At 70.6% G+C, this 18,739-nt stretch carries 20 protein-coding genes; 6 read left to right on the top strand and 14 right to left on the bottom strand.

All coding sequences use genetic code 11. From position 1 onward, the window contains the following. Positions 1 to 51: 51 nt before the first annotated feature. From JNK30_RS20550 to JNK30_RS20495, 12 genes are all read right to left on the bottom strand, one after another. Positions 52 to 1,467 carry an NAD(P)(+) transhydrogenase (Re/Si-specific) subunit beta gene (locus JNK30_RS20550; protein ID WP_293485224.1) on the bottom strand — a complete coding sequence of 472 codons (1,416 nt, stop codon included), beginning with the start codon at positions 1,465 to 1,467 and terminating at the stop codon, positions 52 to 54. Then, positions 1,464 to 1,808 (bottom strand): HepT-like ribonuclease domain-containing protein, encoded by a 345-nt coding sequence (locus JNK30_RS20545; protein ID WP_293485223.1) that lies wholly within the window; start codon positions 1,806 to 1,808, stop codon positions 1,464 to 1,466. The genes JNK30_RS20550 and JNK30_RS20545 overlap by 4 nt, the downstream gene beginning before the upstream one ends. Continuing rightward, positions 1,805 to 2,116, bottom strand: coding sequence for a nucleotidyltransferase domain-containing protein (locus JNK30_RS20540; RefSeq protein ID WP_293485221.1), 312 nt, complete (start codon positions 2,114 to 2,116; stop codon positions 1,805 to 1,807). The genes JNK30_RS20545 and JNK30_RS20540 overlap by 4 nt, the downstream gene beginning before the upstream one ends. Continuing rightward, positions 2,113 to 2,316, bottom strand: a complete 204-nt coding sequence (locus tag JNK30_RS20535; protein ID WP_293485219.1) for a hypothetical protein — start codon at positions 2,314 to 2,316, stop codon at positions 2,113 to 2,115. Before JNK30_RS20535 ends, JNK30_RS20540 begins: the two co-directional genes overlap by 4 nt. Further along, complete coding sequence (locus JNK30_RS20530) at positions 2,313 to 2,774, bottom strand: hypothetical protein (RefSeq protein WP_293485218.1); 462 nt, start codon at positions 2,772 to 2,774, stop codon at positions 2,313 to 2,315. Before JNK30_RS20530 ends, JNK30_RS20535 begins: the two co-directional genes overlap by 4 nt. Continuing rightward, entirely contained in the window at positions 2,771 to 3,091 is a 321-nt protein-coding gene (locus tag JNK30_RS20525; RefSeq protein WP_293485216.1) for a proton-translocating transhydrogenase family protein, read from the bottom strand. The genes JNK30_RS20530 and JNK30_RS20525 overlap by 4 nt, the downstream gene beginning before the upstream one ends. Positions 3,092 to 3,105: 14 nt before the next feature. Further along, the gene (locus JNK30_RS20520; protein WP_293485214.1) at positions 3,106 to 4,239 is read right to left on the bottom strand and encodes a Re/Si-specific NAD(P)(+) transhydrogenase subunit alpha; all 1,134 of its coding nucleotides are present in this window, start codon (positions 4,237 to 4,239) and stop codon (positions 3,106 to 3,108) included. A gap of 196 nt (positions 4,240 to 4,435) precedes the next feature. Then, on the bottom strand, positions 4,436 to 5,254 hold the full coding sequence (locus tag JNK30_RS20515) for an FkbM family methyltransferase (protein WP_293485212.1): 819 nt from the start codon (positions 5,252 to 5,254) through the stop codon (positions 4,436 to 4,438). Between the two features lie 52 nt (positions 5,255 to 5,306). Further along, positions 5,307 to 5,552, bottom strand: coding sequence for an aa3-type cytochrome c oxidase subunit IV (locus JNK30_RS20510; protein ID WP_293485210.1), 246 nt, complete (start codon positions 5,550 to 5,552; stop codon positions 5,307 to 5,309). A 61-nt stretch (positions 5,553 to 5,613) separates the two neighbouring features. Further along, on the bottom strand, positions 5,614 to 6,690 hold the full coding sequence (locus tag JNK30_RS20505) for an alpha/beta hydrolase (RefSeq protein ID WP_293485208.1): 1,077 nt from the start codon (positions 6,688 to 6,690) through the stop codon (positions 5,614 to 5,616). Between the two features lie 101 nt (positions 6,691 to 6,791). Next, a complete protein-coding gene (locus JNK30_RS20500) occupies positions 6,792 to 7,451 on the bottom strand; it encodes a hypothetical protein (RefSeq protein WP_293485206.1) in 660 nt (219 codons plus the stop codon). Between the two features lie 2 nt (positions 7,452 to 7,453). After that, positions 7,454 to 9,484, bottom strand: coding sequence for an acylase (locus JNK30_RS20495; RefSeq protein ID WP_293485204.1), 2,031 nt, complete (start codon positions 9,482 to 9,484; stop codon positions 7,454 to 7,456). Positions 9,485 to 9,809: 325 nt separating this feature from the next. Here JNK30_RS20495 and JNK30_RS20490 point away from each other — a divergent pair, with 325 nt between their 5' ends. Continuing rightward, on the top strand, positions 9,810 to 12,638 hold the full coding sequence (locus JNK30_RS20490; RefSeq protein WP_293485202.1) for a S8 family peptidase: 2,829 nt from the start codon (positions 9,810 to 9,812) through the stop codon (positions 12,636 to 12,638). Positions 12,639 to 12,689: 51 nt separating this feature from the next. Here JNK30_RS20490 and JNK30_RS20485 read toward each other — a convergent pair whose 3' ends face one another. Beyond that, entirely contained in the window at positions 12,690 to 12,920 is a 231-nt protein-coding gene (locus tag JNK30_RS20485) for a helix-turn-helix transcriptional regulator (RefSeq protein WP_293485200.1), read from the bottom strand. 305 nt (positions 12,921 to 13,225) lie between these two features. On the opposite strand from JNK30_RS20485, the gene JNK30_RS20480 reads away from it, so the two are divergent. The 4 genes from JNK30_RS20480 to JNK30_RS20465 all read left to right on the top strand — a co-directional run bounded on the left by JNK30_RS20480 (position 13,226) and on the right by JNK30_RS20465 (position 17,405). Further along, on the top strand, positions 13,226 to 15,688 hold the full coding sequence (locus JNK30_RS20480; RefSeq protein ID WP_293485199.1) for an ATP-binding protein: 2,463 nt from the start codon (positions 13,226 to 13,228) through the stop codon (positions 15,686 to 15,688). Positions 15,689 to 15,748: 60 nt separating this feature from the next. Then, positions 15,749 to 16,141, top strand: a complete 393-nt coding sequence (locus JNK30_RS20475; protein ID WP_293485198.1) for a response regulator — start codon at positions 15,749 to 15,751, stop codon at positions 16,139 to 16,141. Between the two features lie 28 nt (positions 16,142 to 16,169). Next, positions 16,170 to 16,928, top strand: coding sequence for an aldolase/citrate lyase family protein (locus JNK30_RS20470; protein ID WP_293485196.1), 759 nt, complete (start codon positions 16,170 to 16,172; stop codon positions 16,926 to 16,928). Positions 16,929 to 17,030: 102 nt separating this feature from the next. Then, a complete protein-coding gene (locus tag JNK30_RS20465; RefSeq protein WP_293485194.1) occupies positions 17,031 to 17,405 on the top strand; it encodes a hypothetical protein in 375 nt (124 codons plus the stop codon). A gap of 6 nt (positions 17,406 to 17,411) precedes the next feature. On the opposite strand, the gene lepB is transcribed toward JNK30_RS20465, so the two are convergent. Further along, complete coding sequence (gene lepB, locus JNK30_RS20460) at positions 17,412 to 18,179, bottom strand: signal peptidase I (protein ID WP_293485192.1); 768 nt, start codon at positions 18,177 to 18,179, stop codon at positions 17,412 to 17,414. Between the two features lie 128 nt (positions 18,180 to 18,307). Here lepB and JNK30_RS20455 point away from each other — a divergent pair. Further along, positions 18,308 to 18,739: hypothetical protein (locus tag JNK30_RS20455; RefSeq protein ID WP_293485190.1), on the top strand; the 432-nt coding region annotated here is incomplete at its 3' end.

The following is an 18,739-nucleotide window of genomic DNA, read 5'->3' as shown; positions in this document are numbered from 1 at the left end:
CGCGTCTGGATCCGAAAACCGGTTCCCACTTTCGGAACGCGCGGAACGCGCTCAGAGGCCCTTCACGATCCCTTCGACCATCTTCTTGGCGTCGGCGAAGAGCATCATCGTGTTGTCGCGGAAGAACAGTTCGTTCTCGACGCCCGCGTAGCCGGCGGCCATGCCGCGCTTCACGAACAGCACCGTGCGGGCCTTCTCCACGTCGAGGATCGGCATGCCGTAGATGGCGCTGGTCGGATCCGTCTTCGCGGCCGGGTTGGTCACGTCGTTCGCGCCGATCACGAAGGCCACGTCGGCGGTGGCGAACTCGGAGTTGATGTCCTCCAGCTCGAACACCTCGTCGTAGGGCACGTTCGCCTCGGCGAGCAGCACGTTCATGTGGCCCGGCATCCGCCCCGCCACCGGGTGGATGGCGTACTTCACTTCGACGCCCTCCTCCTTCAGCTTGTCGGCCATCTCGCGCAGCGCGTGCTGGGCCTGGGCCACCGCCATGCCGTAGCCCGGCACGATGATCACCTTGCTGGCGTTCTTCATGATGAAGGCCGCATCGTCCGCCGAGCCCTGCTTGACGGGGCGGGTCTCGACCCTGCCGCCGCCGGCCGCCGCGCTGTCGTCGGCGCCGAAGCCGCCCAGGATCACCGAGATGAAGCTGCGGTTCATCCCCTTGCACATGATGTAGCTGAGGATCGCGCCCGAGGAGCCGACCAGCGCGCCGGTGATGATCAGAGTCACGTTCTCGAGCGTGAAGCCCAGGGCCGCGGCCGCCCATCCCGAGTAGCTGTTCAGCATCGAGACCACGACGGGCATGTCCGCGCCGCCGATGGGGATGATCAGGGTCACGCCGATCAGCAGGCTGAGGGCGAAGATGCCCCAGAAGGCCCAGAGCGCCTGACCGCCGCTGAGGACCAGCACCACGATCAGCGCCACGATGGCGAGGCCGATCGCGATGTTCAGCAGGTGCCGCGCCGGCAGCAGGATCGGCGCGCCCGACATGTTGCCGTTCAGCTTGGCGAAAGCGATCACCGAGCCGGTGAAGGTCACCGCCCCGATGGCCAGGCCCAGCGACAGCTCCACCAGCGAGACCATGTGGACCGCGCCGACCTCGCCGATCCCGTACGCGGCCGGCGTATGGATCGCGGCCACCGCCACCAGGCACGCGGCCATGCCGACCAGGCTGTGGAACGCCGCCACCAGCTGCGGCATCGAGGTCATGGCGACGCGCCGGGCGATCACCGCGCCGATGGTCCCGCCCACCGCGATGCCCGCGGCGATGAGGCCCAGGGTCAGCGCGTCGAGCTTGCCCTCGGAGAGCAGCGTCGCCAGGGCGACGCCGACGGCCAGGGCCATGCCGATCATGCCGTTCCGATTGCCGGACTGGCTGGTCTCGGGACTCGAGAGGCCCCGCAGCGCCAGGATGAACAGCACCCCGGAGACGAGGTAGAGGATGGCCGCGAGATTGGCGTTCATGTCGGTTCGTCCCCCAGGAGCGCGTTCAGCCGCAGGATCAGCGGCGGCAGGTGCTCTCGAACGGTGGCTACCACCAGCCTAAGGTCGAGCTCGTGGTAGGCGTGGATCAGTATGTTGCGCGTGCCGATCGCCTCCCGCCAGGGAAGGTCCGGTGCGGAGGTTCGCGTATCGGCGCTGACCTTGGAGGCCGCTTCGCCTACGAGTTCCACGGCGCGGATCACGGCGTACTGCGTGCGCTTGTCCGCCAGCAGGTCTGCGGCGTCGCGCTCGCCGAGAAACTCCACCGCATCGCGGGCGAAGGCGCGCATGTCCTCGAGCAGGCTGCGGTCACGCTCGGTCATGCGCGGACAAGGTCTCGTTCCATGCTCGCGCGGAACGCCGGCTTGAGGCGGGTGAGATCGACCATGTCCACGCGGCGCCCCAGGTCGCCCTGAATGTCCATCGCGAGGCCGCCAAGATCGAACAGGGATGACTTGCCCACGATGGCGTAGGCGACATCCACGTCGCTGTCCGGGCGCGCCTCGCCGCGGGCGACCGAGCCGACGACGCCCAGCAGTTCGATCCCGTGCTCGCGTGCATCGCCTCGCCGCGACCTGATCACGACCAGAGCCTGCTCAAGCAGTGAGGCGCCCGCCGCCGCGTCAGTCACCGGCCCCCTCCCGATCGCCCGAGAAGCGCCCTGACGGCGAGCGCGAGGCCGGCGGCCACGACGACGCCGCCGAGGATCATGAGGACCAGGCCGCCCGGCGATCCGGCCGGCATCTGCTGCGTCAGGCCGATGAGCGCCGCCCCGCCGGCCGACAGCAGGGCCGCGCGAGAGAGGGCCGCGTTGCGGGCTTCGCCGCTCATGCGTGCGCCCTCCGGCCCGGCTTGGACTTGCTGAGCTTGCGTTGGAGACAGTCTCCAGCCACGACGACGGCGAGGACGCCAACGAGGACACCGGCGGTCCACAGGAGTTGGCCCATCTGGTCGTTCCGCCAAGCGCTATGAGCCACCACCGCCAGCCCCAGCATGGCGCTCAGCTGACCAAGCCGCCTGCTCAATGTGTTCCGTACGAAGAAGGTGGCCAGCAGAAGGCCCAGAGCCAGTAGGCCACCTACAGCCGGCAGGAGGTCATTCTCCGCCGCCGTCAACAGCGCCTCGGACAGGCCGTACCCGCCAACGACCAAGGCAAGGCCTAGGGCGGCGACGCGCCCGCGCTTACGCAGGCTGACGTCGGCGATGGTCTGGAGGATCATTCCCACGACCACCAGGCCCAGGGCCAGGCCGCCCATGAGCTGAGCGGTCGCCCGCCAGTCCACGCTCACTTGCCGCGGTCCTTCTTCTTGTACATGGCCAGCATGCGCTGGGTGACCAGGAAGCCGCCGAAGATGTTCACCGCGGCGAAGGCCGCGGCCACGGCGCCGGCGCCCTTCGAGACCAGGACGTTGCCGGTGAGCTCGCCGTCGGCGCCGCTGGCGGCGGCCGCCAGCAGGGCGCCCACGATGATCACCGAGGAAATGGCGTTGGTCACCGCCATCAGGGGCGTGTGCAGCGCCGGCGTCACGCTCCAGACCACGTAGTAGCCGACGAAGATCGCCAGCACGAAGATGGCGAGGCGGAAGACCGTGGGATCGACGTCCATGGGGTTCTCCGGGCTTAGGCGGTGAGTTGCGGGTGCACGACGGCGCCGCCGTGGGTGACGAGCGCGGCCTTGAGGATCTCGTCCTCCAGATCGGGGGCGAACTGGCCCTCCTTGTTCCGGAAGAGCTCGGCGAAGGCCAGCAGGTTGCGGGCGTAGAGCGACGAGGCGTCGGCGGCGATGCGGCCGGGCAGGTTGGCCACGCCCATGATCTTCACGCCGTTGGCCGTGACGGCGACCTCGCCCAGCTTTGCGCCGTCCACGTTGCCGCCCTGCTCCACGGCCAGGTCCACGATCACCGATCCGGACTTCATCGACGCGACCTGGGCTGCGCTCACCAGCTTCGGCGCGGGACGGCCCGGGATCAGCGCGGTGGTGATGACGATGTCCTGCTTGGCGATGTGGCCGCTGATGAGCTCGGCCTGCTTGGCCTGGTATTCCTTGCTCATCTCCTTGGCGTAGCCGGCGGCGGTCTCGGCGGCCTTGAACTCCTCGTCCTCGACCGCGACGAACTTGGCGCCCAGGCTCTCCACCTGCTCCTTGGTCGCCGGCCGCACGTCGGTGGCGGTGACCACCGCGCCCAGGCGCCGCGCGGTGGCGATGGCCTGCAGACCCGCGACCCCCACGCCCATGACGAACACCTTCGCCGGCGCGATGGTGCCGGCCGGTGTCATCATCATCGGCAAGGCGCGCCCGTAGGCCTCGGCCGCCTCGATCACGGCGCGGTAGCCCGCGAGGTTGGCCTGGCTGGACAGGGCGTCCATCACCTGCGCGCGGGTGATCCGCGGAATGAACTCCATGGCGAAGGCGCTGGCGCCGGCCTTGGCGAGGGCCTCGACCGTCGCCTTCTCGTTGTAGGGGTTGAGCAGCGCGGCCACGAACGCGCCCGGCTTCAGCGCCTTGATCTCGTCGGCCTCGGGCGCGCGGACCTTGAACAGCAGGTCGGCCTTGGCGACCGCGTCCTTGGCGGACTTGGCGATCGACGCGCCGGCCGCCTGGTAGTCCGCATCGGCGAACGAAGCGCCGGCGCCGGCGCCCGCCTCGACGACGACCTCGAAACCGGCAGCCGCCAGCTTCTTCGCCGTTTCGGGCGTGGCCGCCACGCGGGTCTCGCCGGCTCGGCGCTCCTTGGTCACAGCGATGACGGCCATGGTCCGCGTTCAACCCCCGAATGCGCTGCAGGCGGCCGGACCATAGGTGCGCCCGCGTCGGATTGTCCAGCGCGGCGCCCGAAGGATCTCGCGGCGCGCCGCAAGCTTCTCCCGCAGCGCACCTTCGCAACGCAACAATCAACTCGTGGAGAAGGGCCCAGGGCTCGGCGCGCGCAACGCCATGCCCCGCACGCCGTCAGTAGCCGTAGGCCTTGAGGTAGGGATAGAGCCTGTGGTCGCTGGGCCAGGTCTCCTGCTCGGGCCGCGCCGGCGGCAGGTCCCAGGGCGCAGGCCCCTGCCCGGGGATGCACACGAAGTTCGCGTCGCCGATCGTGTCGTCCTGCGCCGTCACGCCCGAGAGCGGCGCGCGCGTCACCCACGGCGCGTAGAACCAGTAGGCGGCGTAGCCGGCCCGCAGGAACGTCTCCAGCACGGCCGCCCTCGCCGTGGCATGGAACGCTTCGACGAAGAAGACGGGCCGGACCGTTTCGATCAGGCGGTGCGCGCCCGCGAGCACCTCGGGCTCGAGCCCCTCGACGTCGATCTTCACCAGCCGCGTGTCGGCGGGCGCCAGTTCGTCGAGCGGCAGCATCAGGACGGGGAGGCGCGGCGTCTCCCGGTCGTAGAAGCTGCTGGTCCCGAGGTTGGCCGCCGCGTCGAGCGGGAGGGTCGGGAAGGCCGCGATGCGGCGATCGGGACCCGCGGCGGCGTGCACCACCTCCAGGCGGTCGCAGCCGTTGTTCGCCGCATTGGCCGCGAGGATCGCGGCGACCCCGCGGTGCGCCTCGACCGCGATCACGCGCCAGTCGGGCCGGGCCTTGGCGAACGGCGCCGCCATGGTTCCGAGGTTGGCGCCCACGTCGACGAAGGCGCCCGCGCCAGGGGTCGCCAGCGCCAGAAGGAAGTCGAGTTGCGGCCGGGCGAACTCGCCGTGGCGGGCGAGGCAGGGCCCGACCACCGTGTCGTTCGCGGGATACAGGAACGACAAGCCGTAGGCCTGCGCGCGCTTCAGCATTCGGGCCGACTATTCCACCACGGCGGGGCGGGCGCCAGCCGGGCAGGACGCCTTAGTGCGCCCCCGCCGCCTCGGGCTTGGAGCGCAGGAGGAACACGCCGGCGGCGATCAGCGCCACCGTGGCGACCAACGAGCCGATGAAGCCGGCCGCGGTGCAGAACAGGAGCGTGAAGAACAGCACGCCCGCGGCGATCACGAGCGAGCCCCACTTCGTCAGGCCCATCACGAGATGGAACGTCGCGGTCTGCTCGGCGATGTCCATGTGACCGCGCTGGTAGTCGGAGCCTTGTCCGGCCATCAATTCACTCTCTAGGTCAGGGAGGTGTTCGGCGAGGCCCTACACGAACCGCGCCCTCGGTTCAATCCGGCGGGGTTCCATGCGGCCAATTGGCCAGCAGGGTGCGGAGCGCCGCCACCAGGGCCAGGGGCTGGTCGATCATGACGTGGTGGTGGGAATCCGGAATCTCGATCTCGGGCACGTTGCCGTCCAGGAAGCCGGGCTCGCCCGAGGCGCGGCGCTCGATGATCCGGCTCTTGTCTCCGTAGAGGTGGATCATCGGGACCTTCAGGTCGGGGAAGGCGCCACGGTCGGCCGTCATGATCCCGTCGCTGCGGTCGAGCTTCTCCCACATGTTCGGATCGAACTTCCAGGCGTAGCCCTGGCCCGAACCGTCGGGCATGGGAACCCGCTTCAGCGAGCGGCGCGCGATGAAGTCGAGGATGTAGTGGTTCTCGGCCGGCTGCGGCGGCATCAGCCGGAACCGGGCCAGGGCCGCCTCCATGGTGGGGTAGATCCGCGTCGGCCGGTCCGGGCTGGGATTGTTGGCGAGCAGCTCCTGGCGCTTCCTGCGCTCTTCCAGGACCTCGGGCGGCGGGCCGCCGAAGCCGGTGTCCACGAGGATGGCCGCATCCATGTTCTGCGGGTAGCGCGCGGCGGTGAAGAACACCTGCCCGCCACCGAAGGAGTGGCCGATGTAGATGGGCTTCTTGCCCGGCGCGTAGAGGCCGGTGGCCCGCGCCACGGCCTCGGCGTCGGCGGCGAAGTCCGGGAAGCGGTAGGTCTGCCGCCACTCGGAGTCGCCCATGCCCGCCAGCGACATGGAGGTGACGCGGAAGTCCTTGGCGAGGTAGGGGCCGATGAAGCTCCACCAGTCGGCGTGGGCCGAGTTGCCGTGGACGAGGAGCAAGCCGCGCTTGCCGCGCTCGCCCCAGCTCAGCGCTTCCAGCTTGATGCCGCCCGACTCGACGAAGGTCCGCTCGGCCTCCTGGGCGATGGCCCACTTGAACCATGCGGGCGCCTCCGGCTCCCGGCCGGCGTAAGGCGCGAGCGGCGCGCGCACCTCCGGCGGCAGGTCGTCCACGTGGAACGGCCGGTCGTCGTAGGTTTCCTTGCCCCCCGGTTTCGAACCTGCGGTCTTGCGCGCGTCGTCAGCCATGGCGAGCGGTCTAACGGCCGTTTGAAAAATGGCAACCTTCCTTCGGCGCGCGCGGCGCGAGAGCCTTGGGCCGACAACCGGTTCCGCACTCGGGACGCGCTTCAGCGCCGCATGCGCTTCAGGAAGCGGCTGAACGCGATGAAGCCGCAGAAGACGGCCGGAAACCCAAGCGTCATCGCGAGCGGCAGCGGCGTGGCGTCCAGGCCGCTGAAATGCGTCGCCGCCGTGAAGAACCCGCCCAGCAACGCCGTCCCGACGAGCCACTCGACCACCGACGCGGCCACGAGGCGGCCCACCGGCTTCTCGATCGGCGGGGGCGCGCCCCCGGCCGGCCAGTTCTGCCCCGCCGCCCTCGCGATCCGGTCGGCCAGTCCGCCCGAAACCGTGAGCCTGGCGACGTCGCCCAGCATCAGGACGGCCCGCGGTCCGAGAAACGTCTGCTGCCGGCGCACCGTGAGGTCCCGCCAGGGGACCAGGACCGGACGCATGAACGGCGCGAAGATCCGCCAGATCGCCACCCTCAGCCCCTGGCGGCAGGCGCTCAGCTCCAGCACGCCGCTGAAGTTCACGCCGGGCGCGCCTCCCATCATCCCGGACTGACCGCCGAACGTCGCGAGCACCTCGTCGTCCCGGTCGGGGTAGGCCTGCTGCAATGCCGGCCAGCCCGACAGATGACTGAGCGCCGTCGTCACCGCGAGCCACATGGCCGCGAAGACGAGCGGGAAGACGCCGAACAGCCAGACCGGGAAGCCGTCGCCCATCATCACTCCCCCGGCCGGTACTCGCGCTTCACGTGGCCCTTCAGCTGGTCCTCGGTGAACAGCACCGGCTTGGTCTGCATCGCCGCGAAGAGCGGAGTCTGGTCGGCGTAGTGCGGCGAGGCCGCGTCGAGGGTCGCCGACCCGAACTGGTGGATGCTCTTCGACGAGAGCCTGCCGCCCTTCTCCCACGTGACGAACATCACGAAGGTGTCGCCGGCCACCGCCCGCAGCCGTCCATCGGGATCGGGTCGCCCGTACACCGCCCGGAAGATGTCGGGCCCGCCGTCGATGGGCAGGTCCACCGTCCCGCGCCGGATCCGGTTCACCTCGCCCCAGGTCGGGTCGATGCGGCCGTAGGCCTTCTTCAGATCCGCCATCACGCCCTTGAGCGCGGAAAGCGGCGCCGTTCCGGGTTGCTGGTTCAGCCGCAGCACGGTCAGCACCGCAAGGGCCGCTGCGCGGCTGTCGCGGTGGGTCCGCAGGTCCCATCCCCGCAGCAGGTCCTGCGCGGCCTTGAGGTCCGCATCGTCCCCCGCCGGAAGCGCCAGCAGCAGCGGCAGGGCCTTGCCCAGCTCGGACTTCGCAGAGAACGCCAGGTCGTACTTGTAGGCCTCGAATTCCTCGGCGGTGATCGAGGGGTCGGCGCCGTAGGTCTCGAGCGCGCGGAAGGCGCGGTTGGTCATGTTGGTCTGCAGCCCCATCCACTTCGGGAAGTCGGCCGGCTTCAGGTCGTGGGCGGGGTCCGTGGCCGAGAACGGGGTGTTGTTGGCGTTGTAGGTCCAGCCGCTCTTCGGGTTCCAGAGCTGCGGGACGCCGGAGAACGGCCGCTGGCGCGTCCAGATCAGGTCGCTGCGGTCGCCGGGCACGACCCCGGACCAGTCCACGCCGTCCTTGCGCACCGGGAAGCGCCCGTTGTGGACGTAGCCAACGTTCCCGTCCGCGTCCGCGTACACGTAGTTGATCGACGGCAGCACGCCCTTGGCCATCGCCGCCTTCCACTCGGCGAGGTTCCGGGCCTTGTTCATGGCGAAGTACTGCTCGTTCTGCCGGATCTCATCCATGCCGGCGTAGCGGATGGCGAAGACGCCGTGGTCCGTCCGAACCACCGGCCCGTGGACCGAACGGAGCGTCTCGCGCCGCACCGTCTCCAGCGATCCGTCCGCCCGCTTCACGCGGATCTCGACCCAGCGGCTCTCCAGCCGCTTCCACGCCCCGTCCAGCCTGTAGAGCTCGCGGTCCGTCGGGTGCATGACGAGCTGGTAGACGTCGGCGAGATCGGGATTGTCGACCGTCGAGGCCCAGCCCAGCCGCGCGTTGTGGCCGTGCAGCATGAAAGGGCCGCCCGGGAAGAAGCCGCCGGCCACGTGCCACCCTTCGCGGCTCTGCACCACCGCCTCGTACCAGGCGAGGGGGCCGGTGTAGGGCTGGTGCGAGTTGACGAGCAGGCGCGTCGCCCCGTCGGCCGAACGGGCCGGGCCGACGGCGACGCCGTTGGAGCCGATCTCCACACCGTCCCAGACCTCGGCGCGGCGCTGCGACGTCGGCCGCATGGTGCGGCGGAACAGGTCGTCCAGGCCGTAGAAGGTGGGCCCCCGGTAGATCACGCTGGCCGCGAGGTCCTGCCCCGTGATCGGCAGAAGGCCGGGCGCCACCTTGTCCGGATGCGCCCGGGCCCAGGCGCTCGCGCCGGCGGCGTAGGCCTCCATGACCGCCTTGGTCTTCGGCTCCAGGTCGCGGGCGTAGCGGCGGCGCACCGTGCCCCACACGTCCTGCAGCGCCACGAGGTAGTCGCTCTCCACGCCCGCGGGTCCGTTCAGCTCGGCCAGGCGGCCGCGCGCGGCGAACACCGCCTCCTGCAGGGTGGCGAAGTCGTCCTCGCTCTGCGCCCAGGCCAGGCCGTAGGCCGCGTCCGCGTCGGTCCTTCCGAGGATGTGCGGCACGCCCCAGGAGTCGCGCCGGATCGTCACGTCGGGCGCCGCCTGCGCGCCCACGGCCAGCATCGCCGCCGCCAGGCCGATGATCGCGCCCCGCATGTCCGCCCCTCCGGTGTCTTGCGTGGAGTGTCGCGGACCCCGTGACCGCGCGCAATTGCAGACTAAGGCCAACCTCACTCGCCAACCGCGCGCCAGAAAAACACCAGTTGATCTCCAAGCAACATCGCGCCATGGTGGCGCCTCGTCGGCGGCGAATACATCGTCAGCGCGCGGTTACGCCCCGATTTGCCAAGACCGGCAAGTTGTCTCAACTTGGGACAACCTATGATTAATCTGCGTACACCTCATCGCTTGGCGTTTCAGTAACGCCTGCCGAGCCATTTTCCTCCAGCGGCGGAAGAACGCGCCGTGGAGAACAAAGTCCATGTCCCGGAAGACCAGCACCCTGCTGATGAGCGTCGCGGCCGCGACGCTGGCGACCACGGCGCTGAATGCGACGCCGGCCGCTGCGCAGTCGACCACGACGACGAGCTCGCCGGTCAAGCCGTACTATGGGAACCTGAGGCCCTTCTACGGGAACCTGCGTCCGTTCTACGGGAACCTCCGCCCGTTCTACGGCAACCTGCGTCCGTTCTGGGGCAACCTGCGGCCCTTCTGGGGAGACACGGGCGCCTTCTACGGCGACCTGAAGTCGTTCTGGGCGACGTCCAACCCGGTCGTGGGAACCGGCGCGCCGGCCTATGCCCAGGTCAGCGGCTTCTGGACCAAGGCCGGCGACGACTGGACCGTGGCCTTCAACTCCGCCATCTCCGGGACCCCGGACCAGGCCCTGATCGCGGGCAAGGTCTCCACGATCTTCGACGACTCGCGCGCTTTCTGGGGGGCCTCGGTGCAGGCCAAGACCGGCAAGTCGTTCGACGAGGGCTTCCTGAACCCCTTCCTGCAGGCCCGCGGCATCGATCCGGCGGACCCGAACGCCATCGGCAAGCTGGACCAGGACACCCTGGCCCACCTGTTCCTCGAGTACTACGACGGCCTGATGGCCTACGCCGGGACCGACCACGTCGATCACTGGATGAAGACGGTCAACTGGACCCCGTCGCTGACCAAGACCCAGGGCTCGGGCGGCTCGACCATCATCGGCATCCTCGACGAGACCTTCGTCGGCGACGCCTCGATCTCGGGCAACATCGTCCGCTCGGACGGCGTGTCGGACTTCACCAACGGGCACGGCGCGGCCGTCGGCAGCCTGATCGTGGGCCATCACGACGGCAAGGGCGTGATGGGCATCGCGCCGGACGCCAAGGTCATCGCCTACAACCCCTTCGACAACACCGGCTCGGCAAGCTGGGCCGACGTCACGCGCGGGGTCCAGACCCTCAAGGCCAGCGGCGCCAGCGTGGTGAACATGTCGCTGGGCGTTCCGGGCACGACGATGGACAACGGCTGGAACGCCGTCTTCACCGATCCGTCGGTGGCGCTGACGCTCAAGAACACCGTGTTCGTGCTCGCCGCAGGCAACGACGGCGTCACCCAGACCGGCAACGTCACCTGGAACGCGCTCAACCCGGCCTTCATCGTGGTCGGCTCGGTGGGCGTGGACGGCGCCATCTCGAACTTCTCCAACCGCCCGGGCGAGGCGTGCCTCACGACCCTCGGCCTCTGCACCGGCGACAAGCTCAAGAACCACTTCCTCGTGGCTCCGGGCGAACTGATCCTGGTGTCGGACGGCAAGGGCGGCGTGACCCGTCAGACCGGCACGTCGTTCGCCGCGCCGCTGGTGTCGGGCGCCATCGCGCTGCTGCACGACCGCTGGCCGTGGCTCGCGAACTACCCGCGCGAGACGGTGGGCGTGATCCTGAACTCGGCCAAGGACCTGGGCGACCCCGGCGTGGACGCGGTGTACGGCTACGGCCTGCTCGACGTCACCCGCAGCCAGTCGCCGCTGGACTTCAACAAGCTGATCTTCTTCACCGTCGAGAACGGCAAGATGACGCCGCAGACCAAGTCGGCGGTGATCACGCGCTACAACACCGTCCAGCAGTCGACCTGGGACGCCTCGAAGGCCTTCGTCTACGCCTTCGAGACCCTGGGCCTGACGCGCCGCGACTTCGCGATCCCGCTCAGCTCCAAGCTGGTCGGCCAGAACGTCACCACCTACCTGGGCGCCCAGGAGCAGTTCCAGGCCTATCTGCTCACGCGGATGGAGACCTGGGCCAAGTCGGGCGGCAAGGTCGGCTTCGCCAACGGCTTCTCGCCGGCGATGGCGGTCGCCAACCCGTGGGGCATGGACATGACCGTGGCGGTGGCCCCGCGGCAGGCGCGCTTCGGCTTCCGCGACGACGGCCCGGCCTACCAGTCGCGCTTCGACGTGAACGGCGAGCGGTCCCGCCTGGTGTTCGGCTTCGGCGACGGGGCTCCGCAGCTCGCCGCCTCGACCGGCTTCGGCTCGGCGGGCTCGTACGACATCGAGCGCGGCGGCGCCGACCCCCTCCTGGGCCTTGCCTCGGGCGGCGTCTATGCGGCCCTCGACTACCGGCTCTCGGACACCCTGACCTTCCAGGCCGGCGCGCTCGGCCGGGACCAGGAGCGTGAGCGCGGCGTCGATCCCGCGTTCGGATTCGTCGGCCACGGCGCCGAACGCTACACGGCCAGCGCCCAGCGTTTCGCCCTCGCCTACAAGCCGAACGGCGAGCTGACGCTGACCGGATCCTGGACCCGTCTGAACGAAGGCTCGGCCATCCTGGGCGTGCAGTCGCTCGACGCCGACGACTTCCGCAACGGCTCGACCACCGACGGCTATTCGCTGTCGGTGAACTGGGCCGCGACGCCGAAGCTTAGCTTCATGGCCACGGGGACCATGGCCCGGACCCACGCGTCCGACGGCCAGCAGCTCTCGGTGGGCAAGGGCGGACTCACCGCTTCGTCCTTCGAGGCCGGCTTCGCCGCCACCGACCTGTTCCGCAAGGGCGACCGCTTCCAGGTGCTGGTCTCCCAGCCGATGTTCGTCGAGAAGGGCCGGCTCGAGCTGCAGCAGGTCGAGATCGTCGACCGGCAGACCGGCGACCTGGGCATCGTCAGCCGCGGCGTGGACATCGCCGGCCGGCGTCGCGTCGCCGGCGAGGCGATCTACCTGCGCCCGGTGCAGGACGGCCAGGGCGACGTGGCCCTGTTCGGACGGGTGGAGACCGCCACGGACGGCGCAGGCCAGGACGAGGTCTTCACCGGCGCGCGCTTCCGGCTCGCGTTCTGACGCGCCCCGCCTCCCGGCCGGCTCGATCCGGGCCGGTCGGGATGGGGGCCTCTAGGGCGCGTCGTCGAGCGGCGCCACGAGCTCGCTCGGACGCGCCGCAAGGCATCGCGCCAGCTTCACCAGCATCGACACCGACAGGTTGGACTGGCCGGTCTCGTACTTGTGGACCTGCTGCAGGCTGACGCCGCACTGCTCGCCGAGCTGGGCCAGGGACAGCCGCAAGGCGCGACGCCGGCGGGCGATCTCCTTGCCCACGATCAGGTTCACGTCCGCCGAACTCAAGATCCCGGCCTCCGATGCATCGGTGGCCGCGCCCGCCTGGCGACCTGCCCGCCGCTGGTAGCGCGAACGGACTGACCGGGAGGTGAACCGCTTCGCATCTGGGTTGAAAAGCCGCGGCGCGGCGCAACGGGATGCGGCGACGCTTGTTTCGGGCAGGTGGCGGTTTTCGTCCCTCACCGCCACCATCAGGCCCCCGGCGCCGCCTGCGCGCCGGGGGCCTCATGCATTGTGGCCTTAGGCCCGGCTTAAGACGTCGGCGGTAAGCTTACCGACCGGTGCGAGGGCTCATGCGTCTGAGAAGGCTGATGTTCGCGGCGTCCGCGGCAGCCGTCCTCGCGACGGCGGCGCCGGCCGCGCGCGCCTTCGCCCCGGAGCCCGCCGCCCTGGCGCCCGCGACGCCCTTCGACCAGAGAGTGGCCGCCGCCAAGCAGGCGATGATGGCCGATCCGCAGACGGCGCTGTCGGAGTCGCTGGCCGCGCTGGACGCCGCGCGGCGCGAGACCGGCGCGGCGCGCAGCGAGCGCATCGCCACGGCCCAGTGGCTCCAGGGCGAGGCGCTCCTGCGGCTGAACCGCCTCGACGCCGCCAGGCCGGTGATCCGCGAGGGCCTCAAGGCGGTCGCCAGCGGATCGCCCGACTCCAAGCTGCACGGCGACCTCCTGATGGCCCAGGCCGGCGTCCTGGCGACCCAGGGACAGGTGCAGCCGGCCCTCGCCGACTTCCACGCGGCCTACCGCATCTTCGGCAAGGCCGGCGAGGCCCGCAGCCAGGCGATCGCGCTGATGAACATCGGCTCGATCTACCAGGACGCCCGCGACTACGCGAAGGTGCTCCAGTACTACGCCCAGGCGGCCGACCTCTATCCCGGCGACCCGTCGCTGCTGGTCAGCGCCCGGAACAACATCGGCAACGCCTTGCGGGAGCAGAAGCGCTTCGCCGAGGCCGAGGCCGAGTTCGAGCGCGCCCGCGCCATCGCGCGCGAGATGAAGAGCGCGCTGATCGAGGCGCACGTGATGGCCAACCTGGCCGCCACCGAGGTGGAGCACGGCAAGCTGGACGCCGCCCAGCGGCACGTGAACGAGGCGCTGCGGCTGGCCAACGCCGACGCGGCGGCGCGGGAGGCGCTCCCCGGCGTGTGGGCCGTCGCGGCGCGGCTCGAACTGGCGCGGAACAGGCCCCAGGCCGCGGCGGCGCTGGCCGAACGCGCCTTCGCGGGGGTCGACCTCGAGAAGACGAGCCTGCTCGACCGCGACTTCCACGAGACGGCCTATCGGGCCTACCTCGCCCTGGGCGACGAGCCCCGCGCCTTGGCCCACCTGCGCGCCTTCAAGCGGCTGGACGACGAGGCCCGCGACCTCGCCGCCTCGACCAACGCGGCCCTGATGTCGGCCCAGTTCGACTACGCCAACCAGGCCTCCCGCATCGCGCGGCTGAAGGCGAGCCAGCTCCAGAAGGACGTCGAGCTCGCCCGGGCGCGCGGGGTGATCACCAACGTCCTGCTGGCCGGCTCGGTGGTGGTGGGCGTGCTGCTGCTGGGCGCGTTCCTCTCGATCCGCCGAAGCCGCAACGAGGTGCGCGACGCCAACGGCAAGCTTTCCAAGGCCAACGCGGCGCTGGAGAAGGCGGTGCAGGCGCGCACCGAGTTCCTCGCAACGACGAGCCACGAGATCCGCACGCCGCTGAACGGGATCCTCGGGATGACCCAGGTGATCCTGGCCGACCCGCGCCTCGACGCCGAGCTTAAGGACAAGGTCAACCTGCTCCACGGCTCGGGCGAGACCATGCGCGCCCTGGTCGACGACATCCTCGACCTGTCGAAGATCGAGACCGGCAAGATGGTCATCGCCGCGGCGGAGATGGACCTGCGCAAGCTCTGCGAGGAGACCGCCCGCCTCTGGGCCGAGAAGGCCGACGCCAAGGGCGTGGCGCTCACTCTCGACATCGACGCCGCGCCGACCCGGATCGTCGCGGACGCCGGACGCCTGCGGCAGATCCTGTTCAACCTGATGTCGAACGCCATCAAGTTCACCCACGAGGGCGCCGTCACCCTGTCGGTCCGCGCCGAGCCCGGACCCGACGGCGAGCGCCTGGTGGTGGCGGTCACCGACACCGGCATCGGCATCCCGAAGGAGCGCCACGAGGACGTGTTCGAGCCGTTCCGCCAGGTCGACGGCTCGATCACGCGCAACTACGAGGGGACGGGCCTGGGCCTCGCGATCTGTCGCAACCTGGCCCGCGCCATGGGCGGCGACATCGCCCTGGAGAGCACGCTCGGCAAGGGGTCGACCTTCACGGTCCGCATTGCGCTTCAGCGCGCGGCCGAAACCCGGCCCGGCGTCGGCGGGGCCGCGGCCGAAAGCTTCGCCGAGGCGCGGCTGCTGCTGATCGACGCCAATCCCCTGAGCCAGGCGGTGCTGCGCGCGGTGGTGCAGCCGCAGGTCGCCAGCGTCGAGGCGGTGAGCGCCTGCGCGGACGCCGCGGGAGACCACTTCGACCTGGTGATCTGCGACGGCGCGGCCCTGGGCGACACGGCGGATGCGCGGGCGGGGGCCGTCGCCCGCCTCAGGCGCGCCGTCGCGCCCGCCGCCGTCGTGGTGCTGATCGCCGGCGCCGAGCCGGGCGAGAGCGCGCAACTTACCGCCGCCGGCGCGGCGCAGGTGATCGCGAAGCCCATCCCCGCGCCGATGCTGCTGGCCGCGCTCAGGGCGGGCTTCGCCGAGCGCAAGGCGCCGGTTGCAGATTCCTCAGCGCAATCAAGGTTAGCTTAAGCCCTGCGTCGCTAGGATGACGGGCGCGTCGGCGAACCCGGCCGCCGTCGGGAGCTGCCCATGCGGGTCTTGTTGGTCGAAGACAACGATGTGAACCGCCGGGTCGTGCGCGAGATGCTTCGCGCCGGCGGCATCGAGATGGCGGAGGCGGCCGACGGCGAGATCGGCCTGCAGATGATCGCCGATAGCGACTATGACGTCGTGCTTATGGACCTGCGGATGCCCGGCATGGACGGCATGACCGCCATCCGCCGCCTGCGGGCCCGGGGCGACGCCAAGGCCAGCCTGCCGGTGATCGTGGTGACCGCCGACGCCGGGTCCTCGATCGAGCCCGACTGCCTGGCCGCCGGCGCGGACGGGGTGCTCCTAAAGCCCGTGTCCATGAACGGGCTCTTCGACGCCATCGGCAAGGTCGTGGCGGGCCGCAAGGGCGGCGACATCCTGGTGGCCTGATCCCGCATCTGGGTCTACGGCTAGGGGCATGCGCCCGAACCGCCTGAAGCAGATCTGGAACGAGGGCCGTCCGGTCCTCAACGCATGGTTGAGTCTGCCGGGAGCGGCCGCCGCCGAGGCCATGGCCGCCCAGGGCTGGGACGCGCTCACCGCCGACGCCCAGCATGGCCTGATCGGCTACGACGAGCTGGTCCCCATCCTGCAGGCCATGCGCGCCAGCGAGGTCACGCCCCTCGTCCGGGTCCCCTGGAACGCGCCCGGCGACATCATGAAGGCGCTGGACGCCGGGGCGATGGGGATCATCTGCCCGATGATCTCGACCGTGGCCGAGTGCGAGGCCTTCGTGCAGGCCTGCCGCTATCCGCCGCTGGGCTACCGCAGCTTCGGCCCCTCGCGCCCGTCCATGATCTACGGCGCCGACTATGCCCAGCACGCCAACGCCGAGATCCTGACCTTCGCGATGATCGAGACCGCCGAGGGACTGGAGAACGTGGAGGCCATCGTCGCCGTCCCGGGCCTCGACGCGGTCTACATCGGACCGTCCGACCTATCCCTGTCCCTGGGCGGGGAGCCGCGGCAGGACTCCGACGACCCCCGCATCCTCGCCGCCTTCGACCGGATCCTGGCCGCCTGCAAGGCGGCGGGCGTCCGCACCGGCGTGCATACGAACAGCCCCGCCTACTCCAAGCAGATGATCGCGCGCGGCTTCGACCTCGTCACCGTGGGGTCCGACCTGCGCTACCTGATGGGCGGCCGCCGCGACGTGTTGGAGATGGCCAAGCCCTAGCTCCCCTCACGGGTGTGCAGGCGCCCCGCGGCGTCGCCGGCGCGGGCTGTCCGGACAGGATTCTGCTGGTCGCCCGGCCGCAAATCGGGTTCCGTCGCCGCCATGTCCGACGCGAAACTCAAGAAGAGCGAGACGCTCGAGGTCCGCATCCCCTACCCCACCAAGCTCGCCTTCATGTCCCGGTGCCGGGACGAGGGCCGCTCGGCGAGCGAGGCGGTGCGAGACTTCATCGAACGTGAACTCGCGCCCCCGACGACCCGGAAGCGACCGCGTCGCCCGTGGCGCCTCGCCGTGGGGGCCCTGATCGCCGCGGCGGTCGGCGCGGCCGCGGCGCCGTCCCTCGCGGGCTCGGCGCTGGCCTCGGACTTCAGCCGCCTCGACGTGGATCGCGACGGCCGCATCACGGCGGCCGACCTGCGCGGACGCGACCTCGACGGCGACGGGGCGGTCAGCCTGTCGGAGCTGCGCCGCCCCTGAAGCCGGCTATTCGATCGGCTTGAGGGCGCGGCGAAGATCCAGCTTCGCCACCCACGTGATGGGGTTGAAGATGTTGGCGCCGCCCGGCCAGGACACCAGCACGATCCGGGCGCGCCCGATCAGGTTGTCCGCGGGCACCAGACCCACGCCGGTGGCCTCGGGCCAGCGGCTGTCCAGCGAGTTGTCGCGGTTGTCGCCGACCATGAAGTAGTGGCCCTCGGGCACGATGATCATCGCGCGGTCGTCGCCGTCGTGGCCCGACCCGCGCTCGAAGGTCAGGTAGCTCTTCCCGTCCGGCAGCCGCTCGCGCACCTGCTCGACCGGGAACCCCGCGTCGAGGTCCAGGGCCTCGCCGATGGGCGTGCGGACGATGGGCTGGCCGTTCACGATGATCGCGCCCTGCTGCACCTCGATGCGATCCCCGGGCAGCCCGATCAGCCGCTTCACGTAGGTCTGGCTGGGATCGCGCGGCAGCTTGAAGACCACGACGTCGCCGCGGGCGGGCGGCTTGGCGAGGATGCGGCCCGACGGCAGCGGCGGGCTGAACGGCACCGAGTGCCGGCTCCAGCCGTAGTCCCACTTGGTGGCCACCACGTAGTCCCCGACCAGCAGGCCGGGCTCCATCGACGCCGAGGGGATGGTGAACGGCTCGAAGAGGATCACCCTGAGCACGAGCGCGATCAGGAGGGCGTAGACCAGGGTCTTCACCGTCTCCACGACCTCGGTCGCGAAGGACTTGGCGGGCCTGGCCTTGGTGTCGGGCGTGTCGTTCATGGCCCCTGGTGTCGGGCGCCGGAGCCTTCACTGCAACGTCTTCCGTGTCCGGACACGCCGGAATCGCGCCGCCTCCCGCAGGCGACGGCATGGTCAAGACCCCGCCGGTTGCCTAGGCTCGGCCGCCGATGCCTGCGGGGACGATCGTGGAAGAGCGCGAACTCGACGACATGGTGGCGCTGCTGCCGCCGCTCCTCCAGGCGATGGACCGCCTGGCGTTCGTGGCGCGGCATCTGGATCCCGCCCAGTTCGGCGAGCTGATGGCGGCGGTGGGCGATCCCGCCGAACCGCTGGCCGCCGAGAGGCCGCGGCTCGAGGGCTGGAACCCCGAGCTCGGGCACGTGAGCGGCGCGCTCGGCGCCGCGGCCGACGCCACGCTGCAGGCCTGGGCCGAGCTGCGCGACGCGCCGGACCAGGCAGACGGCCTGGGGGCCGTCTTCCGCGCCCTCCGCCACCTGCCCCGGGCGCAGGAGGCGCTCTACCCGCTGGCCCAGAACCTGCCGCCGGTCAGCCGGTTCTTCCTCGACCCGGATCGCCGCGACGACGGCGCCCTGCTGGCG

The sequence above is a fragment of the Phenylobacterium sp. genome (assembly GCF_016793225.1).
Classification (GTDB): domain Bacteria; phylum Pseudomonadota; class Alphaproteobacteria; order Caulobacterales; family Caulobacteraceae; genus Phenylobacterium.
Note: the sequence above shows the minus strand (reverse complement) of the source record. Positions and strands in the feature narration are given on the sequence as shown.

Coding starts and splice junctions, on each gene's coding strand:
- JNK30_RS20465 (WP_293485194.1), top strand. CDS start 17,031: ATGTCCGACGCGAAACTCAAGAAGAGCGAGACGCTCGAGGTCCGCATC.
- JNK30_RS20495 (WP_293485204.1), bottom strand. CDS start 9,484: ATGCGGGGCGCGATCATCGGCCTGGCGGCGGCGATGCTGGCCGTGGGC.
- JNK30_RS20490 (WP_293485202.1), top strand. CDS start 9,810: ATGTCCCGGAAGACCAGCACCCTGCTGATGAGCGTCGCGGCCGCGACG.
- JNK30_RS20535 (WP_293485219.1), bottom strand. CDS start 2,316: ATGAGCGGCGAAGCCCGCAACGCGGCCCTCTCTCGCGCGGCCCTGCTG.
- JNK30_RS20550 (WP_293485224.1), bottom strand. CDS start 1,467: ATGAACGCCAATCTCGCGGCCATCCTCTACCTCGTCTCCGGGGTGCTG.
- JNK30_RS20505 (WP_293485208.1), bottom strand. CDS start 6,690: ATGGCTGACGACGCGCGCAAGACCGCAGGTTCGAAACCGGGGGGCAAG.
- JNK30_RS20475 (WP_293485198.1), top strand. CDS start 15,749: ATGCGGGTCTTGTTGGTCGAAGACAACGATGTGAACCGCCGGGTCGTG.
- JNK30_RS20515 (WP_293485212.1), bottom strand. CDS start 5,254: ATGCTGAAGCGCGCGCAGGCCTACGGCTTGTCGTTCCTGTATCCCGCG.
- JNK30_RS20525 (WP_293485216.1), bottom strand. CDS start 3,091: ATGGACGTCGATCCCACGGTCTTCCGCCTCGCCATCTTCGTGCTGGCG.
- JNK30_RS20500 (WP_293485206.1), bottom strand. CDS start 7,451: ATGGGCGACGGCTTCCCGGTCTGGCTGTTCGGCGTCTTCCCGCTCGTC.
- JNK30_RS20510 (WP_293485210.1), bottom strand. CDS start 5,552: ATGGCCGGACAAGGCTCCGACTACCAGCGCGGTCACATGGACATCGCC.
- lepB (WP_293485192.1), bottom strand. CDS start 18,179: ATGAACGACACGCCCGACACCAAGGCCAGGCCCGCCAAGTCCTTCGCG.
- JNK30_RS20480 (WP_293485199.1), top strand. CDS start 13,226: ATGTTCGCGGCGTCCGCGGCAGCCGTCCTCGCGACGGCGGCGCCGGCC.
- JNK30_RS20545 (WP_293485223.1), bottom strand. CDS start 1,808: ATGACCGAGCGTGACCGCAGCCTGCTCGAGGACATGCGCGCCTTCGCC.
- JNK30_RS20520 (WP_293485214.1), bottom strand. CDS start 4,239: ATGGCCGTCATCGCTGTGACCAAGGAGCGCCGAGCCGGCGAGACCCGC.
- JNK30_RS20470 (WP_293485196.1), top strand. CDS start 16,170: ATGCGCCCGAACCGCCTGAAGCAGATCTGGAACGAGGGCCGTCCGGTC.